General features: G+C 70.8%; 23 protein-coding genes. 16 read left to right on the top strand and 7 right to left on the bottom strand.

Translation table 11 applies throughout. The features are described from left to right. Nucleotides 1-31: 31 nt before the first annotated feature. Nucleotides 32-922, bottom strand: a complete 891-nt coding sequence (gene fdhD, locus DEU35_RS11890) for a formate dehydrogenase accessory sulfurtransferase FdhD (protein WP_116239624.1) — start codon at nucleotides 920-922, stop codon at nucleotides 32-34. A gap of 310 nt (nucleotides 923-1,232) precedes the next feature. Between fdhD and DEU35_RS11885 the strand changes: the two genes are divergently transcribed. From DEU35_RS11885 to DEU35_RS11860, 6 genes are read left to right on the top strand one after another with little or no spacing between them, the layout of a single operon-like run. Next, nucleotides 1,233-1,715, top strand: coding sequence for an Asp23/Gls24 family envelope stress response protein (locus DEU35_RS11885; RefSeq protein ID WP_103207261.1), 483 nt, complete (start codon nucleotides 1,233-1,235; stop codon nucleotides 1,713-1,715). After that, the gene (locus DEU35_RS11880; RefSeq protein WP_103207258.1) at nucleotides 1,712-1,900 is read left to right on the top strand and encodes a DUF2273 domain-containing protein; all 189 of its coding nucleotides are present in this window, start codon (nucleotides 1,712-1,714) and stop codon (nucleotides 1,898-1,900) included. The genes DEU35_RS11885 and DEU35_RS11880 overlap by 4 nt, the downstream gene beginning before the upstream one ends. Further along, entirely contained in the window at nucleotides 1,897-2,289 is a 393-nt protein-coding gene (locus DEU35_RS11875) for a hypothetical protein (protein ID WP_103207256.1), read from the top strand. Before DEU35_RS11880 ends, DEU35_RS11875 begins: the two co-directional genes overlap by 4 nt. Next, entirely contained in the window at nucleotides 2,289-2,867 is a 579-nt protein-coding gene (locus DEU35_RS11870) for a DUF6286 domain-containing protein (protein ID WP_116239623.1), read from the top strand. Before DEU35_RS11875 ends, DEU35_RS11870 begins: the two co-directional genes overlap by 1 nt. Beyond that, on the top strand, nucleotides 2,867-3,454 hold the full coding sequence (locus DEU35_RS11865; RefSeq protein WP_103207251.1) for a hypothetical protein: 588 nt from the start codon (nucleotides 2,867-2,869) through the stop codon (nucleotides 3,452-3,454). The genes DEU35_RS11870 and DEU35_RS11865 overlap by 1 nt, the downstream gene beginning before the upstream one ends. 18 nt (nucleotides 3,455-3,472) lie before the next feature. After that, nucleotides 3,473-4,339, top strand: coding sequence for an Asp23/Gls24 family envelope stress response protein (locus DEU35_RS11860; protein ID WP_116239622.1), 867 nt, complete (start codon nucleotides 3,473-3,475; stop codon nucleotides 4,337-4,339). A gap of 69 nt (nucleotides 4,340-4,408) precedes the next feature. On the opposite strand, the gene DEU35_RS11855 is transcribed toward DEU35_RS11860, so the two are convergent. Together DEU35_RS11855 and DEU35_RS11850 are read right to left on the bottom strand one after the other, a co-directional pair. Then, nucleotides 4,409-6,403 (bottom strand): ricin-type beta-trefoil lectin domain protein, encoded by a 1,995-nt coding sequence (locus DEU35_RS11855; protein WP_103207245.1) that lies wholly within the window; start codon nucleotides 6,401-6,403, stop codon nucleotides 4,409-4,411. A 399-nt stretch (nucleotides 6,404-6,802) separates the two neighbouring features. Then, the gene (locus tag DEU35_RS11850) at nucleotides 6,803-7,297 is read right to left on the bottom strand and encodes a DUF1990 family protein (protein WP_103207242.1); all 495 of its coding nucleotides are present in this window, start codon (nucleotides 7,295-7,297) and stop codon (nucleotides 6,803-6,805) included. A gap of 82 nt (nucleotides 7,298-7,379) precedes the next feature. Between DEU35_RS11850 and DEU35_RS11845 the strand changes: the two genes are divergently transcribed. The 3 genes from DEU35_RS11845 to DEU35_RS11835 are packed head-to-tail and all read left to right on the top strand — an operon-like array spanning nucleotide 7,380 to nucleotide 9,644. Beyond that, nucleotides 7,380-7,838, top strand: coding sequence for a GNAT family N-acetyltransferase (locus DEU35_RS11845; protein WP_103207239.1), 459 nt, complete (start codon nucleotides 7,380-7,382; stop codon nucleotides 7,836-7,838). A 40-nt stretch (nucleotides 7,839-7,878) separates the two neighbouring features. Beyond that, entirely contained in the window at nucleotides 7,879-9,075 is a 1,197-nt protein-coding gene (gene glp / locus DEU35_RS11840) for a gephyrin-like molybdotransferase Glp (protein WP_258873541.1), read from the top strand. After that, the gene (locus tag DEU35_RS11835) at nucleotides 9,069-9,644 is read left to right on the top strand and encodes a molybdenum cofactor guanylyltransferase (protein WP_116239621.1); all 576 of its coding nucleotides are present in this window, start codon (nucleotides 9,069-9,071) and stop codon (nucleotides 9,642-9,644) included. The genes glp and DEU35_RS11835 overlap by 7 nt, the downstream gene beginning before the upstream one ends. A gap of 12 nt (nucleotides 9,645-9,656) precedes the next feature. Here DEU35_RS11835 and DEU35_RS11830 read toward each other — a convergent pair whose 3' ends face one another. Beyond that, complete coding sequence (locus tag DEU35_RS11830; protein WP_103207231.1) at nucleotides 9,657-10,220, bottom strand: TetR/AcrR family transcriptional regulator; 564 nt, start codon at nucleotides 10,218-10,220, stop codon at nucleotides 9,657-9,659. 114 nt (nucleotides 10,221-10,334) lie between these two features. Between DEU35_RS11830 and DEU35_RS11825 the strand changes: the two genes are divergently transcribed. After that, entirely contained in the window at nucleotides 10,335-11,297 is a 963-nt protein-coding gene (locus tag DEU35_RS11825) for an alpha/beta hydrolase (protein WP_116239620.1), read from the top strand. A 185-nt stretch (nucleotides 11,298-11,482) separates the two neighbouring features. Then, nucleotides 11,483-11,752, top strand: coding sequence for a DUF6457 domain-containing protein (locus DEU35_RS11820; protein ID WP_103207226.1), 270 nt, complete (start codon nucleotides 11,483-11,485; stop codon nucleotides 11,750-11,752). Nucleotides 11,753-11,982: 230 nt separating this feature from the next. On the opposite strand, the gene DEU35_RS11815 is transcribed toward DEU35_RS11820, so the two are convergent. Further along, nucleotides 11,983-13,164 carry a citrate synthase gene (locus DEU35_RS11815; protein ID WP_181904640.1) on the bottom strand — a complete coding sequence of 394 codons (1,182 nt, stop codon included), beginning with the start codon at nucleotides 13,162-13,164 and terminating at the stop codon, nucleotides 11,983-11,985. Nucleotides 13,165-13,216: 52 nt separating this feature from the next. Between DEU35_RS11815 and DEU35_RS11810 the strand changes: the two genes are divergently transcribed. The 4 genes from DEU35_RS11810 (at nucleotide 13,217) to DEU35_RS11795 (ending at nucleotide 18,055) form a co-directional block, all read left to right on the top strand. Continuing rightward, complete coding sequence (locus DEU35_RS11810) at nucleotides 13,217-14,299, top strand: citrate/2-methylcitrate synthase (RefSeq protein WP_116239726.1); 1,083 nt, start codon at nucleotides 13,217-13,219, stop codon at nucleotides 14,297-14,299. A gap of 197 nt (nucleotides 14,300-14,496) precedes the next feature. Then, on the top strand, nucleotides 14,497-16,005 hold the full coding sequence (locus DEU35_RS11805; RefSeq protein ID WP_181904639.1) for a tyrosine-protein phosphatase: 1,509 nt from the start codon (nucleotides 14,497-14,499) through the stop codon (nucleotides 16,003-16,005). After that, nucleotides 16,006-16,686, top strand: coding sequence for a class F sortase (locus DEU35_RS11800; RefSeq protein ID WP_116239617.1), 681 nt, complete (start codon nucleotides 16,006-16,008; stop codon nucleotides 16,684-16,686). 172 nt (nucleotides 16,687-16,858) lie between these two features. Next, complete coding sequence (locus DEU35_RS11795; protein ID WP_116239725.1) at nucleotides 16,859-18,055, top strand: MFS transporter; 1,197 nt, start codon at nucleotides 16,859-16,861, stop codon at nucleotides 18,053-18,055. Between the two features lie 39 nt (nucleotides 18,056-18,094). Here DEU35_RS11795 and DEU35_RS11790 read toward each other — a convergent pair whose 3' ends face one another. Both DEU35_RS11790 and DEU35_RS11785 read right to left on the bottom strand, forming a co-directional pair. Then, nucleotides 18,095-18,982, bottom strand: a complete 888-nt coding sequence (locus DEU35_RS11790; RefSeq protein ID WP_116239616.1) for a helix-turn-helix transcriptional regulator — start codon at nucleotides 18,980-18,982, stop codon at nucleotides 18,095-18,097. Between the two features lie 43 nt (nucleotides 18,983-19,025). Continuing rightward, on the bottom strand, nucleotides 19,026-19,397 hold the full coding sequence (locus DEU35_RS11785) for a hypothetical protein (RefSeq protein WP_116239615.1): 372 nt from the start codon (nucleotides 19,395-19,397) through the stop codon (nucleotides 19,026-19,028). Between the two features lie 83 nt (nucleotides 19,398-19,480). Here DEU35_RS11785 and DEU35_RS11780 point away from each other — a divergent pair, with 83 nt between their 5' ends. Further along, nucleotides 19,481-20,230 carry a DUF429 domain-containing protein gene (locus DEU35_RS11780; protein ID WP_116239614.1) on the top strand — a complete coding sequence of 250 codons (750 nt, stop codon included), beginning with the start codon at nucleotides 19,481-19,483 and terminating at the stop codon, nucleotides 20,228-20,230. The last annotated feature ends 2 nt before the right edge of the window (nucleotides 20,231-20,232 follow it).

The raw sequence follows: 20,232 nt of genomic DNA, 5'->3' as shown, positions 1-20,232 counted from the left end.
TCGATGGCATCCACACACCGCCCGCCTCTCGTCAGCGTACGCTCGTCGTCTTTTCGGCGGAGGGGGTTGTGGATGCCGGGGCCTCGGGGACACGGACACGGTCGGCGCGCGTGTAGAGGTTCATACTGTTGCCGCGCACGAAGGCGGCGAGGGTCAGTCCGGCGCGCTCGGCGAGTTCGATCGCGAGAGACGACGGCGCCGAGACGGCGGAGAGCATCGGGATGCCGGCCATGACGGCTTTCTGCACGAGCTCGAAGCTGACGCGGCCCGAGACCTGCAGCACCGTGGCGCGCAGGGGGAGCCGGTCGTTGAGGAGAGCCCAGCCGACGACTTTGTCGACGGCATTGTGGCGACCGACGTCTTCGCGGGTGACGAGAAGGTCGCCGGTGGCCGCGTCGAACAGGGCGGCCCCGTGCAGGCCGCCGGTCTTGTCGAAGGTCTTCTGCTGCTCGCGGAGGCGATCGGGGAACGCCGCGACCTCGTGCGCCGACACCGAGAGGGGATCGGTGGAGACGTCGTACGTCGACACCTTCTCGACCGCCTCGATCGAGGCCGTGCCGCACACCCCGCACGAGCTCGTCGTATAGAACGAGCGCGCGATGTCGGGGGAAGGAAGAGCCACGCCCGGGGCCAGGGTGAGGTCGAGCACGTTGTAGGTGTTGCCGTCGGCGCCGCCGGTACCCGGCCCGCCGCAGTGGATCGCACGGGCGAAGTCCTCACCGCGGCTGATCACGCCCTCGGACACGAGGAAACCCGCCGCGAGCTCGACGTCGTGACCGGGCGTGCGCATCGTGACGGCCAACGGCGAGCCCGCGACGCGGATCTCGAGCGGTTCTTCGACCGCGACGGCATCCGGCCGCTGGCGGTTCGCGCCGTCGAGAGTGATGCGCGTCACTCGACGCGAGGCGGTGAGGCGGCCCATGTCAGGGCCGCGCCGAGGAGCAGAAGGGGGTCATGGGTCGAGCGTACGCCGGGCCTCCGACGTCGCGGGCGGGCGATCGAGGCGCGATGTCGACCGGATTCTCCGGACGGGGATGCCGGGCCGACCACGTCGTCGGGACGCGTCCCGCCGCGGAATCTCGTGGGAGATGGCCATCCGCATTCCCGCGGAGACAGATCCGCCGGACTTTTTCACGTCCGGCGTGACGATTCCTGCCCCCGGTACGTCTTAGTCATGTAGGCCGAACCGCCCACCCCGGACACCCGGGTCCAGACATTCGAAAGGCACGGACATGGCTGAGAACGCCCCCACCACCCCCGCTGCGCAGAACGTCCCCCAGTCGGCGTCGCGCGTGAACCGTCCGCTCAACGGCCGCGGCCAGGACGCTCCCGTCGAGGGCAAGACCTCGATCGCCGAGGGCGTCGTCGCCAAGGTCGCCGGCATCGCGACCCGTGAGGTCGCCGGTGTGTACGCCCTGGGTGGCGGCGGAGCCCGCGCGCTCGGCGCCATCCGTGACGCGATCAACGCCACCGACCTGACGCAGGGCGTCAAGGTCGAGGTGGGCGAGACGCAGGCCGCCGCCGACATCACGATCGTCGTCGAGTACGGCGCCCCGATCCAGGAGGTCGCCGACCAGGTGCGCTCGCGCGTCGCCGGTGCCATCACCCGCCTCGTCGGCCTCGAGGTCGTCGAAGTCAACGTCGACGTGAACGACGTCCACATCCCGGGCGACGACAACAACGACGACGACAGCAACGAAAAGCGCGTCCAGTGAGCGCCTCCACCAAGGGCGCTCTCGCCGGCCTGGTACTGGCCCTCAGCGCTCTGATCTTCGGCTTCTGGGGCTTCATCCTCGTCGCCCTCTTCATGGCGATCGGCGTGGTCGTCGCTCGCATCACGGCGGGTGAACTCGACTTCGGCAACATCGTCAACGCCTTCAAGGGTCGGAGCACATCGTGACCACCGTCACCGCTTCCCCCGGGGTCGGCAACCGCACCACGGTTGCCGGCCCCGGCCTCCCCGCCGGTCGGGTGTCCATCTCCGACCGCGTACTGCAGAAGACGGCCGAGCGGGCCGCCGCCGACATCGTCGGTGTGGATGCCAAGAGCGTCCGCGTCGAGATCGTCTCGGCCCGCGACACCGCAGCGGTGCGCGTGACGACCCCGTTCCCCGTCCCCCGCCTCGACGACACCGAGGCCGTGCGCGCCGCGACTCCCGTGCTGGAGGCCGCGCGCGTCGCCCAGACCGAGCTGCGTTCGCGTCTGACCCACTTGTTCGGCCGCGAGATCTCGCGCGTCGACCTCACCATCTCGGGCGCTACCGCCCCTCAGCGAAAGCGAGTGCTGTGATGACTGACACCGTGCTCCGCACCGTCGTGCGTCGCGAGACCCACTCGCCCCGCACCGTGGCGATGCTCGTCGTGGTCGTGCTGCTGCTGCTCGTCCTCGCGTACGCCGCGGTCGAGATCATCCTCGACCTCGCCGGGGCCCAGCCCCTGCTGGTCTCCCCGGGTGAGGCGCTGAACGCCGTGGTCGCGGTGCCCACCGCTCTCATGCCGGCCGCCTTCATCGGCGGCGGGGTCGTCCTGGCCATCGTCGGACTCATCGTGCTCGTTCTGGCTCTCAAGCCCGGCCGCCTCTCGCGTCACGAGATGTCGTGGGGGGAGCGTGCCGTCGTCGTGGACAACGGCGTCGTGGCATCCGCCCTCGCTCAGCACCTCAGCAACGAATCGGGCATCGCGCGGGACGACATCGTCGTCGGCGTCGCCCACCGCTCCGTCGACGTGACGGTGCGGCCCCCGGTCGGCATCCCGGTCGACGAGGCGCAGCTGAGCCGCATCGTCGACGAGGAAGTCACCTCGTACAAGCTCTCGCCCGCCGTGCGCACCCACCTGCGCGTGCAGCGTCCCGACACCAAGGAGTCCTGATGAACGCGACGCGACGCGGTCTGAACCGCTTCCTGCTCTTCCTGGTCGCCCTGGTGCTGCTGGGCCTGGGCGCTCTCGCCCTCGTCGTGGGGCTCCTCCCGGGCGGTACCGGCACATGGGGCTCCGTCATGGGAGGCTTCCAGGGCTGGCTCGAGTCGCTGGGTCGTGAGTCCGCCGGCTGGGGCGCCGTCGCTGCGATCGTGGTGCTGGCCGTCATCCTCATCCTGATCGCCTCGGCCGCCGTGCGCGGTCGTCGTCAGGCCCCGCTGCAGTCCACCGGCAGTGCGAACGACGAGGGACGCATCACCGTCACCGACGGTTTCGCCTCCGAGGCACTGAAGAACGCGCTGGGCGAGCGTGACGAGATCCTCTCGTCTCGCATCACCGCCGGTGAGGTCGGAAAGCAGTCCGTGCTGCACGTGGCGGTCACCCCGCGTCAGAACACCTCGCCCCGTGAGGTCGCCGAGCACGTCGACACGCTGGTGACGAACCTTGCCGCGCTCACGGGCCAGAACCTGCGCGCCTACATCTCGATCCACTCGGGTCTGCGCGCGAAACTCGCGCGCGACAACACCCGCGTTCACTGACACCCACGAGGAGACGTGATGTCCATCACCGATGCGACCATCGACCCGCCCGACCTCGACGCGGCGGCGACGCTCGCGGCGACCGCCGCCGGTTCCGTTCCGGGCGTCCACGCTCTCGGCAGCTTGATCGGACGGGCGTCGGACGCCGTCCGTGAACGCGTCGGCCTGGCGAGCACCGCACCCGGCGTCAAGATCGACACCGACCGTGCCGGCTCGGTCACTGCGACCATCTCGCTGGTCGTCGATTACCCCCACAAGCTGCGCGAGGTGGCGGGCGACGTGCGCACCGCGGTGGTCTCGGCTCTCGAGCCGCTCGGCCGCGGCACGATCGAGGTCGACGTCGTCGTGACCGGCGTCTTCGGTCCCTTCGACCGTGATGTGGTCGCCGAAGCCGAGGAGAAAGCGGATGCCGTCGCCGCCCGCGCGTCGGACGTGGCCGATGAGGTGAAGGCCAAAGCGCAGGACGTCGCGGATCGCACGTCGACCGCCGTCGATGATGCGCGCGAGAGGTCGAAGGATCTCGCGGCCAGTGCCTCGGAGACCGTCGATGCCGCCGTCGCCAAGACGAAGGACGTCGCCGCCGGGGCCGCGGCCGCCGTGGACGAGACCATCCGCCAAGCGCGTGAGCGTGTGACCACGGCCGACGCGGAGTCGGACATCGATGCCGCGGATCGCCTGACCGACGGCCTCGAGCCCGAGCGCCCGCGTGCCTCCGACGAAGATCGGGGCGACGATCGTGCCGACGTGAGCGACGTCGTCGCCGAGGCGCTCGAGGATGCGGCGATCGACATCGCGATCGCCGCCGACGAGGTGCGCGCCGACGAGAAGACCCCGGCGGTCGACGACGTGCAGTCGGTTGTTGAGGAGGAGCGCCCCCGCGGCTGACGACACCGATGCGGAAGGGCGACCCGGCTTCGGCCGAGTCGCCCTTCCTGCTGCATCAGTCGATGGTCGTCAGAACGACCACTGCTGATTCCACGCGCCCGTGCAGGTGTCGATGACCTGCTGTGTCCCGGAGCTCGTCGACCCGTTCGGGTCGGTCAGGCAGAGTCCCGAGCTCGGGTTGTAGACCGTTTTGTCGTCACGCAGAACCCACCACTGGTAGCCCAGATCGTTGCAGGACCAGAGTTGCACCACGCTGCCGGGACTGCTGCCCTTCACGTCGAGGCACTTCCCGTTCGAGCGGAATGTTCCGTCGGACCAAGAGCTCCATGTCTGATTCGACGACGAGTCGCAGGTCTGGAGCTCAACGGGGGTGTAGTTGGCACTGGAGCCGCCTCGGAGCCCCAAGCACATGGCCAGCGAACCCGGACCGCCGAACGTGACCGAACCCAGCTGTGTCGCTGTCGTCGACGCCTGTTTGCTCACGGCTCCCGATACCCACGACTGCACGGCGTACGTCACCGAGTAGGTGAGGGTACCCGAAGGAGCGCAGCGCGCGATCTTGTTCGCTGTCGTGCCACTGGCGCACGTGAGCTTGTTCGCACCGTCGTCGATCGTGATGTTCGTCGCGGTACGGACCGGTGATGTGTAAGACGTGGTCGATGTGTTGCCGTTTCCGATGGTGGAGACACCGTTCACGAGGTTGGCTCCCCATCCCCACAGCGCGCCGCTCGACGTCACGCCGTACGTCTGAGAGCCGCCGTCGACGACGTCTGCGAAGTTCGGGATGTCGCTTCCCGACGCGATGACGGCGGAGCTGCTCGAGGTCGTGCTTCCGTTGCCGAGCTGCCCGGATGCGTTCAGGCCGGCGCTGGACAGGGTGCCGTCGGCGGCCACCGCGCTGACATGCGATCCGCCGACCGACACCTTGATGAACTCCTGCGAGCCCAGCCCTTTGAAGGGCACCGGTGTGGACACCGTGTCGCTGGTCGAGCCGTTGCCGAGCTGCCCGTCGGTATTCCTCCCCCAGCCCCACACCGAGTTGTTGTTGAGCAGAGCCGCGACGGTCGTCCCGTTGGATGACAGCTGCGTGGCGTACAGACCCGTGCGGAAGGTCACCTGCACGAAGTCGGCCGACGCGGAGTCCGTGGATCCGGTCCCCAGCTGGCCGTAGTTGTTCGATCCGCGACACCAGACGGAGCCGTCGGATGCCAGTACGCAGAACCCCTTCGTGATCTGGACGATCTTGCGCCCGCCCGGCAAGGCCGCAGCGGTCTGCAGGCCACCGCTGCCGGAGTAGCTGTACACGATGCCGTCGGAGGCGAGAAGCAGGCTCTCGCAGTTCTGATATGCCGACACGGCCGTGATGGTCTTGCCCGACGGCACGGGGATCTGCGTCGGGGTGTTCGTCGCTTGGCTGCAGTTCGCCGCCACACCCGAACCCCACGCCCACACGGTGTTGTCTGACGCGACGGCGACGGCGCTCGTGTCGCCGATGGAGAGGTCGACGACCTGATGGCTCGCGGCGATGTTGACCAGCGTCGGAGTGGAGGCGGTGGAGCCACCCGTTCCGAGCTGCCCGGTTCCCGGATCCTTGCCCCAGGTGTAGACCCTGCCCTGCGAGATCGCACCGGAGACGGAGGTGCCCGCCGAGACCGTGGAGCGCCCGCGGGTCAGAGAGGCCCGCGGAAACGGGTCGCTGGCCGAGGTCGCGGAACCGGTGTACACCGTTGTTCGCTGACCACCATCGATGGTTCGCGTCACGGTGAAGGGGGGCTCTTGCGTGATCCCGTTCGCGGTTGCCCAGGTCTGTCCCAGGACGCCGTCCCAGCTGATGTTGGCTCCGTCGAGCCGAGTAGTGGCGCGGACCGAGGCGACCGGTTGGATGGAGGCCGCGGAGAAGCCGTTGTCGGCCAGTGACTGTGCGGACGTGAACCATGCCTGCGTGTGCCCGCCCGTCCCGATCGTGGAGGCGGCGACGGCGAGAACGGCGAGTGCAAGCAGCCCGCGGTTTCTCGCGCGGGCTGACGCGGCCGAGGTTCGTCTTGCTGGTTGGTCGTTCGACATCTGCTCTCCGTGACAATGGGGCACGGTAACTCACGATTCAGACAGAAGAACAGAAAGTCACCCTAAACCGTATTTAAACATAGAACGGAGCGAAACGGGTGAAAATACCTCTCGCTTCACTTGCTATACAAACAGTCCTCGCGGAACCCCGAGGAAGAACTGGCTCTCCCGAACAGGCTCATGCCCCGCTGCGGCCAGCTGCCGAGCGAGCCCGTCGCGGTCGCCGCGGCTGGCGTCGTCTTCGGCCGATAGGAGAGCGCACGGAAGATGCCGGCGCCCCGCCCGCTCGACTCAGCGGCAGCGCGAGGGCGGGGCAAAAGCGATCTCGAGCGGAACGGACGTCACGGCGTATTCGACCTTCTGGCGCGAGAGGCGGCGGTGCTCTCGAGGGAGAGCGCTTCAGCGCGGGTCGAGCGCGCGGAGGTACCGTCTCGTCATCCAGGCCTGCACCACGCGACCCAGCGGGGCGCCGATGCGCGTGAACCAGCGTCCGGGCGCCGAGAACGCGGCGATGGCGAAGACGACCTCCCCCGTCGGGGCGAGCGTCAGGGTGAATCGTTCTTCCCCGCGCTCCGGGTGCCCCGGGAGGGTGCCGTAGGCGAAACCGGCGACGGTATTGGTGCGGTCGGCCCACACGACGAGGCAGGGAATGCGGACGCTCAGGATGCCGACCCCCAACCGCATCGTCACGCGTGTGCCCTCGCGCATCGGCGTCTCGGACGCCTCGACCCGGGCTCCCGCGCGCCGTTGCGCCTCACCGGCGAGAAGGGCATCGGCGGCCGTCGCGAAGACCTCCGGACCGCGCCCGATCACCCTTCGAACGCGCACGTGGTGATACCCGGGCGGCATCCGACCGGCGGTCGCGCCGACCTCGTCGTATGTCAGCTCGTCCATGCGCCCACGGTAGAGGGGTGAGAGGTGGCGCGGTCCGGGGTTGTGCCGACGGAATGTCGGAGGAGGCTGCGAAGATGGCTGCATGATCGAGTTCCGAGACGCGCGCCGGGCCGACATCGACGCGATGGTCGACGTGCAGAACGCGATCCATCGCGCGGGACTGCGATCGTCGCAGTCCGACGCGGCGTTCGTCGAGGAGCGGTACTTCGACCCCGAGCACTCGATCGCCTGCACCGTGGCGGACCGCGACGGCGTGGTGGTCGGCTTCCAGTCCCTGAAGCGCGCCTGGCCCGGCAACCCCTACGGGGTCGACGAGGGCTGGGGCATCATCGGCACGCACATCGACCCCGAGGTAGGGCGTAGCGGGATCGGCCGCAGCCTCTTCGCGAGGACCCTCGCGGCGGCGGAGGCCGCGGGCCTGCGCCACATCGACGCGACCATCGGCGCCGACAACGCGCCCGCCCTGGCGTACTACGCCGCGATGGGGTTCGCGCCCTATCGCGACGGCGTCGAAGCGATCCCGCACCGCCTCGACCTCTGACCCGCGCCTACGCTGAGGGCATGCCCTTCTCCCCCCGCGGATGGACCGTGTGATCGACGTCGCCGAGCACCTCGCCGCCGTTCTCGAGCAGGTCGTTCCGCTCGCCCCCGAAGCCCGGGCGGTGGCCGCTGCCCGCGGTCGAGTGCTGCGGCATCCCGTGTTCGCGAATGTCGACGTCCCGGGCTTCGACAGCTCGGCGATGGACGGGTTCGCCGTGCGCGACCTCGGTGCACCCGCCACTCTGCGCGTGGTCGCCGATCTGCCCGCGGGCACCGACCTCGATCCGGGGGTGGATGCCGGCGAAGCCGCGCGCATCATGACGGGGGCGCCCGTGCCGACCGACGCGACGGCGATCGTCCCGTTCGAAGACACCGAGGGCGGGCTCGCCGGCGGGCTCGACGCGGTCACGGTGCTCATCGCTCCCCGCGGGCCCGGGGCGCACATCCGGCATCGCGGCTCGGACGTGCGGGAGGGTGAACTCGTCGTCCCCGAGGGCGTGCGTCTGACCGCCGCCCGGCTCGGCGCGATCGCGGCCGCCGGGGTGGGAACGGTCTCGGTGTCGCGCGCGTCGCGGGTGGCGGTGGTGTCGACGGGCTCGGAACTGCAGCCCGCGGGCCATCCGCTCCGCCGCGGTCAGATCCCCGAATCGAACAGCGTGCTGCTGGCCGGTCTGGCCGAGGAGTCCGGGGCCGAGATCGTGCTGCGCGCGAGCGTCGGCGACGAGGGCCACGGACCACGTCGGGCCATCGCTGCCGCCGAAGCAGCGGGGGCCGACATCGTGGTGTTCTCGGGAGGGGTGAGCGCGGGTGCGTACGAGGTCGTGAAGAACACCCTCGGCGACCTCATGCGTTTCGACCGGGTGCGCATGCAGCCGGGTAAGCCGCAGGGCTTCGGCCGCACCCCCGCCGGCACGCTGCTGTTCGGTCTGCCCGGCAATCCCGTGAGCGCCGCGGTCTCGTTCGAGTTATTCGTGCGTCCGGCCGTCCGTGCTCTCGAGGGCGACGCCGACCTGGGGCGCGAGACGTTGCGCGTCGCGCTTTCCGAGGGGCGCCGGGCCCGGCCGGGCCGCGTGCAGTACGTGCCGGTGCGCCTCGATCGCTCCGACCCCGCCCGATGGGTGGCGACTCCCACCTCCCACGGAACGCGCGGACTCGGTGACGCCGACGGTCTCGCCGTCATCCCGCCGAGCGAGAGAGACGTCGCGGCCGGGGAGCTCGTCACGGTCACGCGATGGTGAGCGTCGATGCCATCCTCTTGGCCGGGGGGAGGGCCTCACGACTGGGCGGGGCGACGAAGCCGCTGGTGCGCGTGGGTGGGCAGACGCTGCTGCGTACGGCGGTGGACGCGGTCCGAGCCGCCGGTGCTCGACGCGTCGTCGTCGTCGCCCCCGTTCTCGACGATGCGCTCGAGGTGACCTGGACGCGAGAAGAGCCGCCCTTCGGCGGCCCGGTCGCCGCGATCATCGCCGCCCTCGGCCACGTGGATGCCACGGAGGTCTTCGTCGTCGCCTGCGATCTTCCGACCGCTGTTCCGGCGGTGGCGCTTCTGGGCGATCCGGTCCCCGACGCTGCGGACGGGGTGTGCCTCGACGACGGTCGACGCCAGTGGCTCATCGGCCGTTACCGGGCCGCGGCGCTGCGGACTGCGGCATCCGGTGTCTCCGAGGGTGGGCGCGACGCGTCCATGCGGGCGCTCCTGGGCGGGCTGAGGGTGGAGCCGGTGCCGGCCGACCCCGCGTTGACGCGCGATATCGACACCTGGGAAGACCTGCGAGAGGTGGCATCGGAAGGGCCTGCGGTGACCTGACGAGAGGGGTCGTCAGCTCGCTCCGTGTGCGAAGGCGGCGTCGATGAGTGTCGATGCGGCCGCGCGCGCGGTGCCCGCGGCCTCGGGCGTCCCGGCGATCGCGGCGGTGGTCTGGGCACCCTCGGCGAGGATGGCGAGCTGGGGAGCGAGGAAGGCCGGAGCCCCTGCCGCCTCGACGAGCTTCGCGACGTATCGCTGGAAATCGGCCTTGTGTGCGCGCACCGCGCGGGCGACGCCGGGGTTGGCGGCTCCCAATTCGCCGAAGGCGTTGATGAAGCCGCAGCCTCGGAAGTCCGCCTCGTCGAACCAGTGCGCGAGATAGTCGTAGACCGCCAGCAGTCGTTCGCGAGGGTCGTCGATGCGCTCGACGGCGTCGGTCACCCCGTCGGTCCACATGCCGTGGCGCTTGTCGAGGACCGCGACGATCAGGTCGTCTTTGGCGGGGAACTCCTTGTAGAGGGCTCGGAGCGAAACGCCGGCGGTGTCTCGCACGGCATCCATCCCCACCTGACCGATGCCCCGCCCGTAATAGAGGGCGTCGGCGGCATCGACGATGCGGTCGCGGGTCTCGGTCATGTCCTCAGTCTAGTTGACGCGAGAACGATCGTTCTCTATGGTCGAGAGTGAAGATGAGAACGATCGTTCTCACCCGTCGCTTCGCAGAACCGTCGTCAAGAAGGAGCCCCGACCATGTCCGGAAACCCGCACGAGATCGCCCTCGAACCCGCCGCGCAGCAGTTCGTGGATGCCACCAGCGAACCGCCCTTCCTCTACCAGCTGCCGCCGGCCGAGGGGCGCGCCGCCGTCGACGGCGTTCAGGACGATCCCATCTTCAAGCCCGAGATCGACGAGGAATGGATCGAGGTCGCGGGTGGTCCGAGCGGCTCGGTGAAGGTCCGCATCGTCCGCCCGCGGGGTGCGAGCGGTGTGCTGCCCGTCGTGATCTACATCCACGGCGCAGGGTGGGTCTTCGGCGACGCGCACACGCACGACCGTCTCGTGCGCGACCTCGCGGTGGGAACCGGAGCCGCGGTCGTCTTCCCCGAATACGACCGCTCACCCGAGGTGCGGTACCCCCACGCGATCGAGCAGGTGTGGGCGACCGCCCGGTGGATCGTGGCCGAAGGGGCGTCGAAGGGCCTCGACGCCTCACGCGTCGCGGTTGCGGGCGACTCGGTGGGCGGCAACATGTCGGCCGCCCTCACCCTGCTCGCCAAGGAGCGCGGCGGTGTCGACCTCGCCGCGCAGGTGCTGTTCTACCCGGTGACCGACGCGGCCTTCGATACCGAGTCGTACCACCGCTTCGCGGAGGGCTACTTCCTGTCGCGCGACGGCATGAAGTGGTTCTGGGACCAGTACACGACCAGCGAAGACGACCGCGCCCAGATCACGGCGTCGCCGCTGCGCGCCACGCTCGATCAGCTCGCGGGACTCCCGCAAGCGCTCGTCATCACGGCCGAGGCCGACGTGCTCCGCGACGAGGGCGAGGCCTACGCCGCGAAGCTCCGTCAGGCGGGCGTGCCCACCACCGCCGTCCGCTACCAGGGCATCGTGCACGACTTCGTGATGGTGAACGCGCTCCACGACACGTACGCGGCGCAGGCGGCGGTCGCTCAGGCCGTCGCCTTCCTATCGAAGGCGCTCGCGGCGTAATGCCGGCCGGCCCGGGCTGTGCTGTGGAGCATGGTCCGGGCGGACGGTCGTCAGGACGCGTTCGGTAAACGGCGAACCCGCGTGGTCGAGAGCGGCGTGTGTAGCGGTCTCGGTGACTCGTCCTCGGATGCCACCTCCTTCGGGCCGAGTCGTGGGACGATCTCCCCACGGCCCGAGGAGGAACCATGACCGAGTCCCGCACGCTGCCCCCCGAAGCGCTGAACGACTGGAGCGCCGCTCTCGCGGAGCGCTTCGGTCTGGCGGAGGGCGACATCCCCATCTCTCTGATCCTCGACCTCGCGCGCGACGTCGCCAACGGTGTCGCCCGGCCCGCGGCCCCGCTCAGCGCCTTCGTCGCCGGTCTCGTCGCCGGTCGGGCGGGCGGCTCACCCGCCGACACTGAGGCCGCCGTGGCGGCGGTGGTGCAGATGGCGCGCGAGTGGGAGAACCGCTGACCGGGCGCCCGTATCGCTGATCGGGCGTCGTCGGCCGTGGCACCGAGCGGCGCTCACGGGGATCGCTCGGGACCCGGCGAGCGTCGCCGGCCGGTGTCACTCGAAGAGGCCCGAGGTGGGCGCGCAGCCCGTCGTGCTCGCGACCGCGACAGCGAGAAGAGCGATCGCCAGATATCGACGCATCACCTATCGACTTTCGTTCGGTGGGGGAAACGGGCTGAGGCGAGCGGTCACGGCCCCACATACTCCCCGCGAGGACGCAGCCGCATGGCCTGCTCGGCGTACTCCGCGGCGATGTGCGCGATCCACCCGACAACCCGCCCGAGCACGAAGATCGTGCCCGCCGCGTCCTCGGGGAGGCGGGCCCCGGATGCCAGTGCCGCCAGCGCCAGGTCCACGTTGGGCCGCAACCCCGCACGGTCGGCGACGACGTCGGACAGCCGCCGCACGGCATCCATCGTCCCTTCCCCGTCGGGCAGTGCGACCAGGAGCGGAAACAGGGCCGCGGCCCGATCGTCGCCCCCGGCGTAGAGCGGATGACCGAAGCCGGGGATGCCGTTGCCCTCGTGCAGCGTGTCGGTCAGCGCCCGCTCGGGTTCCTGACCGCGCCGCACGCGCGTGAGCAGGCGGGCGGTGCGGGTCGCCGCGGAGATGTGCAGGGGCGAGTCGGCCGCGCCGAGCGCGGCGCTGACGGCGGCGTATCCGTCGGCGCGGGCCGAGGCCGCGACCCGCGCGGCGAAGGTCGACACCGCGAGGTCGTGGTCGATCAGCAGGACGAGCGCGGCGTTGACGGCGGCGATGGTCGCCGGGTCGGTCGGCGCGTTCCAGACGCTGACCAACGACCGCGCGATGTCGGCGTCGGGGCGGCCGCCGAGCGCGACGGGAAGACCGGTGAGGAGCGTCCACCCGATGCGGTGGGCCGAGGCGGTCGACGCGTCGTAGCGCAGTGGGTCGTCGGCGGCGAAGCCGGTCAGGGCGGCGCGCAGGCGGTCCATCGACCCCGCGTGCAGAGGGAGGGCCTCGACCATCGCGCGGGCGCTGCCGATCGCCGGGTCGGGAGCGTCCACGCGCTCCTCGTCCCACAGCCAGGCCACGACCTCGGCGAACGGACGATTCATCAAGTCGCGGGCGCGTCGGCCCCGGTACAGCAGTTCGTCGTCCTCGATGTCGGCGACGTCGGTCTGTACGACACCGAGGGGCATGCCGGTCGTCGGATGGGTCGGCATCCGAGTGGCCGTCCGGCGACGACCGGCGGCGAAGGCTTCGACCTCGAGCGCATCGAAGGTGGAGCCGTGGGACTCGCGCTTGCGGCGAAGGAGCCCGCGCGAGACGTAGGCGTAGACGGTCTCCGGCTTCACCCCGAGCCGAGCGGCCACCTGTGCGGCGGAAAGGCGGGGGAGGGGAGCGCTCATCTTGATCCGATCAACGTTGACGCTGTCGTCGTCATGTTCGCACACTGAGCGCATGAGCGACCTGATCGATGTGCCCCGCGGACTGAACGGCGTCGTCGCGGCCGAGACGACCATCAGCGATGTCGACGGCGACGCCGGCGTCTACCACTACCGGGGCTCCTCCGCGGTGGAGCTGGCGCGCACGCGTTCCTTCGAGGACGTCTGGCAGCTACTGGTGGTGGGGGAACTCCCGGATGCCACGACCCGAGCCGCCTTCGCCGCGCGCGTCGCGAATGTCCAGGCCGACCCCGCCCTGCCCGGGCTGATCGCCGCGGTCACGGCCCGCACCGATCAGCCGCTCGCGGCGCTCCGCGCGGTGTGGACGCTCGCGGCATCCGCCCGCTCGTCCGCGGCGCTGTACGACCTCGATTCCGACGCGCGGCTCGACGAGGCGATCGCCTTCGCCGCCCTGGCCCCGCTCGCCCTCGCGCCCGGGGCGGCGGGCGGTCGCGGCGTGGTGGCCGACTACCTCGAGCGCGTGACCGGGACGGCTCCCGACGACGCCCACGTCCGCGCGCTGTCGGCCTACCTGGTCGCGGCGATGGACCACGGCTTCAACGCCTCGACCTTCACGGCCCGGGTCATCGCGTCGACGGGGGCCGACATGGCATCCTGCCTCTCCGGCGCGCTCGGCGCGCTCTCGGGGCCGCTGCACGGCGGAGCCCCGGCCCGCGCCCTCGACAGTCTCGACCGCGCGGACGACGACCCCGCCGCCTGGATCGCGGGAGAGCTCGATGCGGGACGCAGACTGATGGGCTTCGGGCACGCGGTGTACCGCACGGCCGATCCGCGCTCCGAGCTGCTGCGCGAGGTCGCGCGCGGCCTCGGCGGCGACCGCGTGACCCAGGCGCTGGCCTTCCAAGAAGAGGCCGAGCGTCAGCTCGCACAGCGCCGGCCCGAGCGCCCGCTGCACGCCAACGTCGAGTTCTACGCCGCGGTGGTGATGGAGCAGTGCGGTATCCCGCGCGCGATGTTCACGCCGACGTTCGCCCTCGCCCGCACGATCGGATGGACCGCGCACGTGCTCGAGCAAGCGCGGGACCCGAAGATCATCCGACCGGCGGCGCGGTATGTGGGGCGGGTACTCGTCGGCTGAGGCGAGTCGGGTGCGGGTGCACAGATGAGGGCTTCTCCGCCGATTCATCGCCTCCTCAGGACAACATCCTCAGAGTCCGTTCGGTACAGGTTCGCTCGCGTTCTCGGGTTCGTCACCCGGGGTTGGGACGGTCGCCTTCGGCTCACCCGCCCACTCGAACGGGTGCCGCCGCCCACCCCCATCTCCGACCCCTGAGGATGACAGTGACTACCCGTTCCCGCCGCGTGACATCCGCGCGCTTGCTCTCCGCCGCCCTGGCCGTCGCCGCGACCCTCGGCTCCCTCGGCTTCGGTGCGACCGCCGCGCAGGCGGCGACCAACCCGCAGCTGCAGCCTGCCCTGACCGCACAGGATCACGCCATCACCGATGTGCCCGGCCTTGTCAACGGCCGCGAGCTCGGGTCCTTCGTCGGTGCCGGCGCGCAGATCGTCGATGCTCCGCGTCTGCTTCGCACGGAGTCGCTCGACAAGGTCACCTCTGCCGGCGCCCAGACCCTCGCGAGCAAGTACCACGTCGACCTCGTCATCGACCTGCGCACCCCCGCGCAGGTGTCGGCGAAGCCCGACGTCACGGTCCCCGGCGCCCAGTACGTGAACATCTCGATGTTCGGCAGCGACGGGAACTATAGCGATGACACGGCGATGTACCACGACCTCGTCGACAAGGGATATGTCAGCCCCTCGTCGCCCGGCGTCATGATCGGCGCCTACGCCCAGATCCTTCGGCTGATGTCGGCCCACACCACCGGGACCGTCCTCATCCACTGCTCGCACGGCATGGACCGCACCGGCACCGTGATGGACCTGCTGTACCGCATCCTGGGGGTCGGCAGCTCCGACATCCTCCACGACTATCTGCTGTCGAACACGCAGCTCGGCGTCACCTGGGCCACTCCCGCGCTGCTGCAGGGCACGTTCGAGGCGGACGTCGCGAAGAAGTACGGCGGCCTCGACGCCTACATCTCTCAGACCATCGGCGTGACACCGACCGAGGCCACCGCTCTGCGCTCCCGCTTCCTCGTCTCGAATGACGCAACCGCCTCGAGCATCAGCGTCGGGGGTGTCGGTGTTCCCCTGGACACCGCCGCCGACACCGGTGGCGCGGTCGTGACCGCCCCGATCGCGACGCTCTCGGCATCCGACGTGCGGGTGACGACCTCGAGCGCTGCGGCTACCTCGGCGGTCACCGTGTCGGGCCAGACGGCCACCGTCACGGTGACGGCCGAAGACGGCACCACGATGAAGACCTACACGATCACCGTCGCTCTCCCCACCATCGCGCTCGCGCAGGGAACGAACATCGCGGCAGGCTCGACGGTGCACGTGACCGGCGCGGGCTTCGTCGCCGGGGCAGACTACGACGTGGTCGTGCACTCCACGCCCACGGTCATCGGCCACCTCACTGCCGCCGGCGACGGCTCGATCACCGCTGACGTGATGCTGCCGGCATCGCTGGCGACGGGGGCGCACACGCTGTTCTTGGCGGATGCCAACGGCAACGCCGTGAGCGCTCCCCTGTCCGTGACGGTGCCCGCGGCCACCGCTACCGCCGCGAGCACCGGCTCCGCCGGTCCCTCGGTGGCAACCGGAGGGACGGTGATCGCACAGCCCGCGCCATGGCCGTGGATCGCCCTGGGCGGCCTCGGTCTGGTGCTGCTGGCCCTCGTCGGCGTGACGCGCCGCGCGCGCTCGCGCTTGGGACGCTGAATGAACCGGTTTCTCCGGTCTCTGCGGCGGTGGCGGCGGGGAGACATCCTCGCCGCCACCGCGGTGGCCGCCGCCCTGGGGCTGATCGTGACCGCGGGCATCGCGCTCGGCCCGTTCTTCGCGCCTCCCCCGGCCTCGGCGGGTGACGGTGGCCCCTCGGCGGCGCAGCACGATCTCGCGGGCAATCCCGTGCAGCTCGACGGGCCCGACCCGGTGCCGAGCGCATCCGCGACGCCGGAGGGCGTCGGCAGATTCACCGCACCGTCGGTGGGACTCGACGTCCCGCTCGGAGCCATGAACGTCGTCGATGGCGTCCTGCAGCCGCCTGGCTTCACCTCGGCGTACTGGGTGCGCAACCTCGGGGTCTCGCCCGACCGGGCGGACGCGGGCACCGTGTTCGTCGTGATGCACTCGCTGCGCGGGGGCGGCGTCGGCCCGGGCAACGCGCTCATCGACGTGGACGCAGCCCGGGCGCGGATCGCGGTCGGGGCCGACATCTCGGTCGCCGACGTGCACTATCGCGTCGATCGAACGCAGGTCGTGGACAAGACCGCCATCGGGAGCGACGCCGACGTGTGGGCGAACACCGCGGGCAGGCTTGTCGTCGTCACCTGCCTCCAGCGATCCGACGGTCTCCCCTCGACCGAGAATCTCGTGATCGAGGCCCGGAGAGTCACCTGAACCGAGCAAGGGGCGCCGGAGCCGCCTCTCGGCGGTCTCGCCCATCGGGAGCGAACGCGGCGGACAGGATCGCGGGCCTCTCGCGAGCACCCGAGCGGAGGCCCGGACGAATGGTCGGATGCCGCGGACGATCGGTCGGGCGAGGGCGGCGGCGCTGAACGAGCATCGGAACATGACCACGACCGCTCCCGTTCCGACCTCGCTCTCCGCCCCGCCCTCGATGCGGTACGGCGGCCTCATCGTCGTGATGCTGCTCAGCTTCTTGCTCGTCACGGCGGAGTTCCTCCCGAACGGCGTCCTCACCGAGATGGCCGCCTCACTCGGCATCACCCCGGGCCAGGCCGGCCAGACCGTCACGGTCACGGCCCTGGCCGGTCTGCTCGTCGCCCCGACGGTGGGCCTGCTGCTGCCCCGGCTCGACCGTCGCACGCTGCTCGTCCTGGCGGCGGCCGCGGCCGCGCTCTCGAGCCTCGTGGTCGCGATCGTGCCGAGCCTGGTCGCCATCCTCATCGCCCGGTTCCTGCTGGGGGCAGCGATCAGCTCGTTCTGGTCGATGTCGATCACTGTGGCGGCACGCCTGTCGAGCCCCGAACGCATCGGCCGCGCCGTCATGTTCGGCTCCGCGGGGCTGTCGCTGGCCACCGTGGCGGGCGTCCCCCTCGGTGTCGCGCTGAGCGAGGCGCTCGACTGGCGGCTCGCGTTCCTGCTCGTGGCTGTGGCGACCGCGACGGTCGGCATCGCGGTGCGCGTCGTGCTGCCGCCCGTCCCGGCGGCAGCCGCGTCGAGCCTCGGCATCCTGGTCGACACCCTCCGTCGCCGGGGTGTGGCGGGTGGCATGGTCGGTCACGTGCTCGTCGTCCTCGGCCACTTCCTCGCCTACACCTACGTGCGTCTGTCGCTCGAGCGCATCCCCGACGTCGACGCGGGCACCATCGTGCTGCTGCTGGCCCTGTTCGGGGTCGGCGGGTTCGTGGGGAACATCCTCGTCGGGATCATCGTCGACCGCGCCTTCGCGCGTCTGGCCGTCGTCGGTCCGCTGGTCATCGCGCTCGCCGTGGCCACCGTGGTCCTGCTCCCCTCGGCGGTGGGGGCGGTTGCGGCCGCCGTCCTGGTCTGGGGCTTCTTCTTCTCGTCGTGGCTGATCATCGTGAACACCTGGGTCGGGCACCGCATGCCCGACCGCCTCGAGGCGGGCGGCAGCCTCATCGTCACCGGCTTCCAGCTCGCGATCACCATCGCGGCCGGCCTCGGCGGCCTGCTCGTGGACGCCGCGGGAGTCGTGACGGTGGATGCCATCGGCATCCTGCTGCTCGTGATCGGCGCCGTGCTGTTCGGCCTCTCCCTGCGCCGGCGTTCCCTCGCGGGCTGACGACGACGACCCCGTCGCTACCGATGGAGCGGCGGGGTCTCAGGCGGTGAGCGACCGACGAGCGCTGCGCCACTCCGACGGGGCGACCCCGGCATGACGCCGGAACGCGCGGCGGAATCCCTCGTCAGAGGCGTAGCCCAGAGCCCGCGAGGTCTCCGAGACGGGGGTCCCCGCGTCGAGAAGGTCTTCCGCGCGGCGCATCCGCACCGCCGTCACATACGACGCGGGTGAGGTGCCGAACACCTCGCGGAACCGTGCGGCGAATACCGAGCGCGACATCGCGCCGAGCGCCGCGAGCTGATCGATCGTCCACTCGCGACCGGGGTCGTCATCGACGGCGGCCGCCACGCGGGCGAGGAACGGGTCGGCGGTGCGCGGCGGCCATGACGCGTCCTGCTCGGACGCCGCCCACGCGCGCAGCGCCGACAGCAGAACGGTCGTCACCATGAGCTTGCAGATGGTCTCGTCGCCGTGGCGGTCGAGGGCGGCCCCCGGTGCGGGGACGCCGAGATGGGCGGCGAGACCGGCCGCAGCGGGCTCGGCGCGGGCGAAGCCGCTGACGAACACCACCGGCGGCAGGGCGCGGGTGTGCACGGTCGCGACGACCTCGAGGGGGACGACGGTCACCTCGGCGCCGGACTGCGACGCCAGCTCGAGGGGGTGGCATCCGAGCGAGATGAACGCGTCTCCCGTGAGCAGGGTGCGCCCGCCCTCGACCGTCGTCGCCGCGCCGGACGGTGCGTTGACCGAGCATCCCGCTCGCGCGGCGCTGACACCGGTGAGTTCGCCCGAGCGGACGTACACGATCGCCGCTTCCCCACGTGACAGCGTCACCCTCTCGCCCGCCGATAACGACTGTCGCCAGGCGTGTCCGGGGTGGACGTCGATGTTCGACAGAGCGCTCTCGAGCGCGGCGCGTGACGTCATGAGAGCGGAAACCCCGCTCGTCTCGGCGCTATTCCGCGCCGCGTCAGCCCAAGAGCTCGAGGCCGCTGAACAGTCCGATCGTCACGGAGAGCAGACCCGCCGCCACCCCCGCGATGAACCCCGCCGCGGCGAGCTCGCGCGCCATGCGGGCGTTCAGGCTCACGATGCCGCAGACGAACGAGATCACGGCGAGCACCCACATGCCGATCTGGATCCACATGAGGTTGTCGACGTCGGCGATGGCGCTCGCCGTCGCGACGAAGAGGTACCAGGCGATGACGATGACGCCGGTCACGATCGCGACGACGGACGCGATCCTCAGGTCGCCTTTCGGTGTGGGAGGAGCGGGCGGCTCGTCGCGCGGCGGGATGTCGACGGCCGGTTCCAGCGAATCGGGGAGGTCGTCGTCTGCCATGTCTCGATCCTCCCAGGTCGCGAGGCCTTTCGGCGAGGTCTTGACGGGCCTCGCCGCGGGCGACCGCGCCTAGGCTCGAGGAGATGAGAACCGTCGGAGTCGACCTCGCCGCCGGAGCCCCCGGCACGGCCCTCGCCGAGATGCACTGGGCCGATGGCGCGGCCCGCCTCACGCGGCTCGAGATCGGGATCCAGGATGCCGACATCGTGGCATCCGTCGCTTCTGGCAACGCGTGGCTCGGGGTGGACTGCCCGCTCGGCTGGCCCGACGCGTTCGTCGACTTCGTGCAAGCGCACCACGCCGAGGCGGACCCCGCGCTCGGCCCGGTCGACGGAGGGGCGGAGTGGCGCCGCTCGCTCGTCTATCGCCACACCGACCACGTCGTGCGCGAACGCATCGGGCGCTGGCCGCTGAGCGTCTCGACCGACCGACTGGGCGTGACGGCGCTGCGCGGCGCGGGACTGCTGCGGCGGTTGGCCGAGGCCGGATTCCCGGTCGATCGCGCGGCCGAAGGGCGCCTGTTCGAGGTGTATCCCGGCGGTTCGCTGCGCCTCTGGGGCTTCGACACGAGCGGGTATCGAGTGGATGCCACCCGCCGGGCGCTCCTGTTCGACGCCCTGACCGAGCGGGCACCGTGGCTCGACGTCGGCGGGTTCGCTCCCCTGGCGATCGCGAAGGCCGACGCCTTCGACGCCGTCATCGCCGCTCTGGCCACGCGCGCTGGAGCCCTCGGATCGTTCGAGCGCCCGGCATCCGGAATGCTCCCCATCGTTCGGCGCGAGGGGTGGGTCGTGCTGCCGGACGGGGCCCTCGAGACGCTGGCGGCGACATAGGC

The sequence above is a fragment of the Microbacterium sp. AG157 genome, from assembly GCF_003385695.1.
Taxonomy (GTDB): Bacteria; Actinomycetota; Actinomycetes; order Actinomycetales; family Microbacteriaceae; genus Microbacterium; species Microbacterium testaceum.
This window is presented reverse-complemented; position numbering and strand designations above follow the sequence as displayed.

Excerpts from the sequence above, each read along its gene's own strand:
- fdhD (WP_116239624.1), bottom strand. The coding sequence starts at position 922 with ATGGGCCGCCTCACCGCCTCGCGTCGAGTGACGCGCATCACTCTCGAC.
- DEU35_RS11885 (WP_103207261.1), top strand. The coding sequence starts at position 1,233 with ATGGCTGAGAACGCCCCCACCACCCCCGCTGCGCAGAACGTCCCCCAG.
- DEU35_RS11870 (WP_116239623.1), top strand. The coding sequence starts at position 2,289 with ATGACTGACACCGTGCTCCGCACCGTCGTGCGTCGCGAGACCCACTCG.
- DEU35_RS11865 (WP_103207251.1), top strand. The coding sequence starts at position 2,867 with ATGAACGCGACGCGACGCGGTCTGAACCGCTTCCTGCTCTTCCTGGTC.
- DEU35_RS11860 (WP_116239622.1), top strand. The coding sequence starts at position 3,473 with ATGTCCATCACCGATGCGACCATCGACCCGCCCGACCTCGACGCGGCG.
- DEU35_RS11855 (WP_103207245.1), bottom strand. The coding sequence starts at position 6,403 with ATGTCGAACGACCAACCAGCAAGACGAACCTCGGCCGCGTCAGCCCGC.
- DEU35_RS11850 (WP_103207242.1), bottom strand. The coding sequence starts at position 7,297 with ATGGACGAGCTGACATACGACGAGGTCGGCGCGACCGCCGGTCGGATG.
- DEU35_RS11845 (WP_103207239.1), top strand. The coding sequence starts at position 7,380 with ATGATCGAGTTCCGAGACGCGCGCCGGGCCGACATCGACGCGATGGTC.
- glp (WP_258873541.1), top strand. The coding sequence starts at position 7,879 with ATGGACCGTGTGATCGACGTCGCCGAGCACCTCGCCGCCGTTCTCGAG.
- DEU35_RS11835 (WP_116239621.1), top strand. The coding sequence starts at position 9,069 with ATGGTGAGCGTCGATGCCATCCTCTTGGCCGGGGGGAGGGCCTCACGA.
- DEU35_RS11830 (WP_103207231.1), bottom strand. The coding sequence starts at position 10,220 with ATGACCGAGACCCGCGACCGCATCGTCGATGCCGCCGACGCCCTCTAT.
- DEU35_RS11825 (WP_116239620.1), top strand. The coding sequence starts at position 10,335 with ATGTCCGGAAACCCGCACGAGATCGCCCTCGAACCCGCCGCGCAGCAG.
- DEU35_RS11820 (WP_103207226.1), top strand. The coding sequence starts at position 11,483 with ATGACCGAGTCCCGCACGCTGCCCCCCGAAGCGCTGAACGACTGGAGC.
- DEU35_RS11815 (WP_181904640.1), bottom strand. The coding sequence starts at position 13,164 with ATGAGCGCTCCCCTCCCCCGCCTTTCCGCCGCACAGGTGGCCGCTCGG.
- DEU35_RS11810 (WP_116239726.1), top strand. The coding sequence starts at position 13,217 with ATGAGCGACCTGATCGATGTGCCCCGCGGACTGAACGGCGTCGTCGCG.
- DEU35_RS11805 (WP_181904639.1), top strand. The coding sequence starts at position 14,497 with ATGACAGTGACTACCCGTTCCCGCCGCGTGACATCCGCGCGCTTGCTC.
- DEU35_RS11800 (WP_116239617.1), top strand. The coding sequence starts at position 16,006 with ATGAACCGGTTTCTCCGGTCTCTGCGGCGGTGGCGGCGGGGAGACATC.
- DEU35_RS11795 (WP_116239725.1), top strand. The coding sequence starts at position 16,859 with ATGACCACGACCGCTCCCGTTCCGACCTCGCTCTCCGCCCCGCCCTCG.
- DEU35_RS11790 (WP_116239616.1), bottom strand. The coding sequence starts at position 18,982 with ATGACGTCACGCGCCGCGCTCGAGAGCGCTCTGTCGAACATCGACGTC.
- DEU35_RS11785 (WP_116239615.1), bottom strand. The coding sequence starts at position 19,397 with ATGGCAGACGACGACCTCCCCGATTCGCTGGAACCGGCCGTCGACATC.
- DEU35_RS11780 (WP_116239614.1), top strand. The coding sequence starts at position 19,481 with ATGAGAACCGTCGGAGTCGACCTCGCCGCCGGAGCCCCCGGCACGGCC.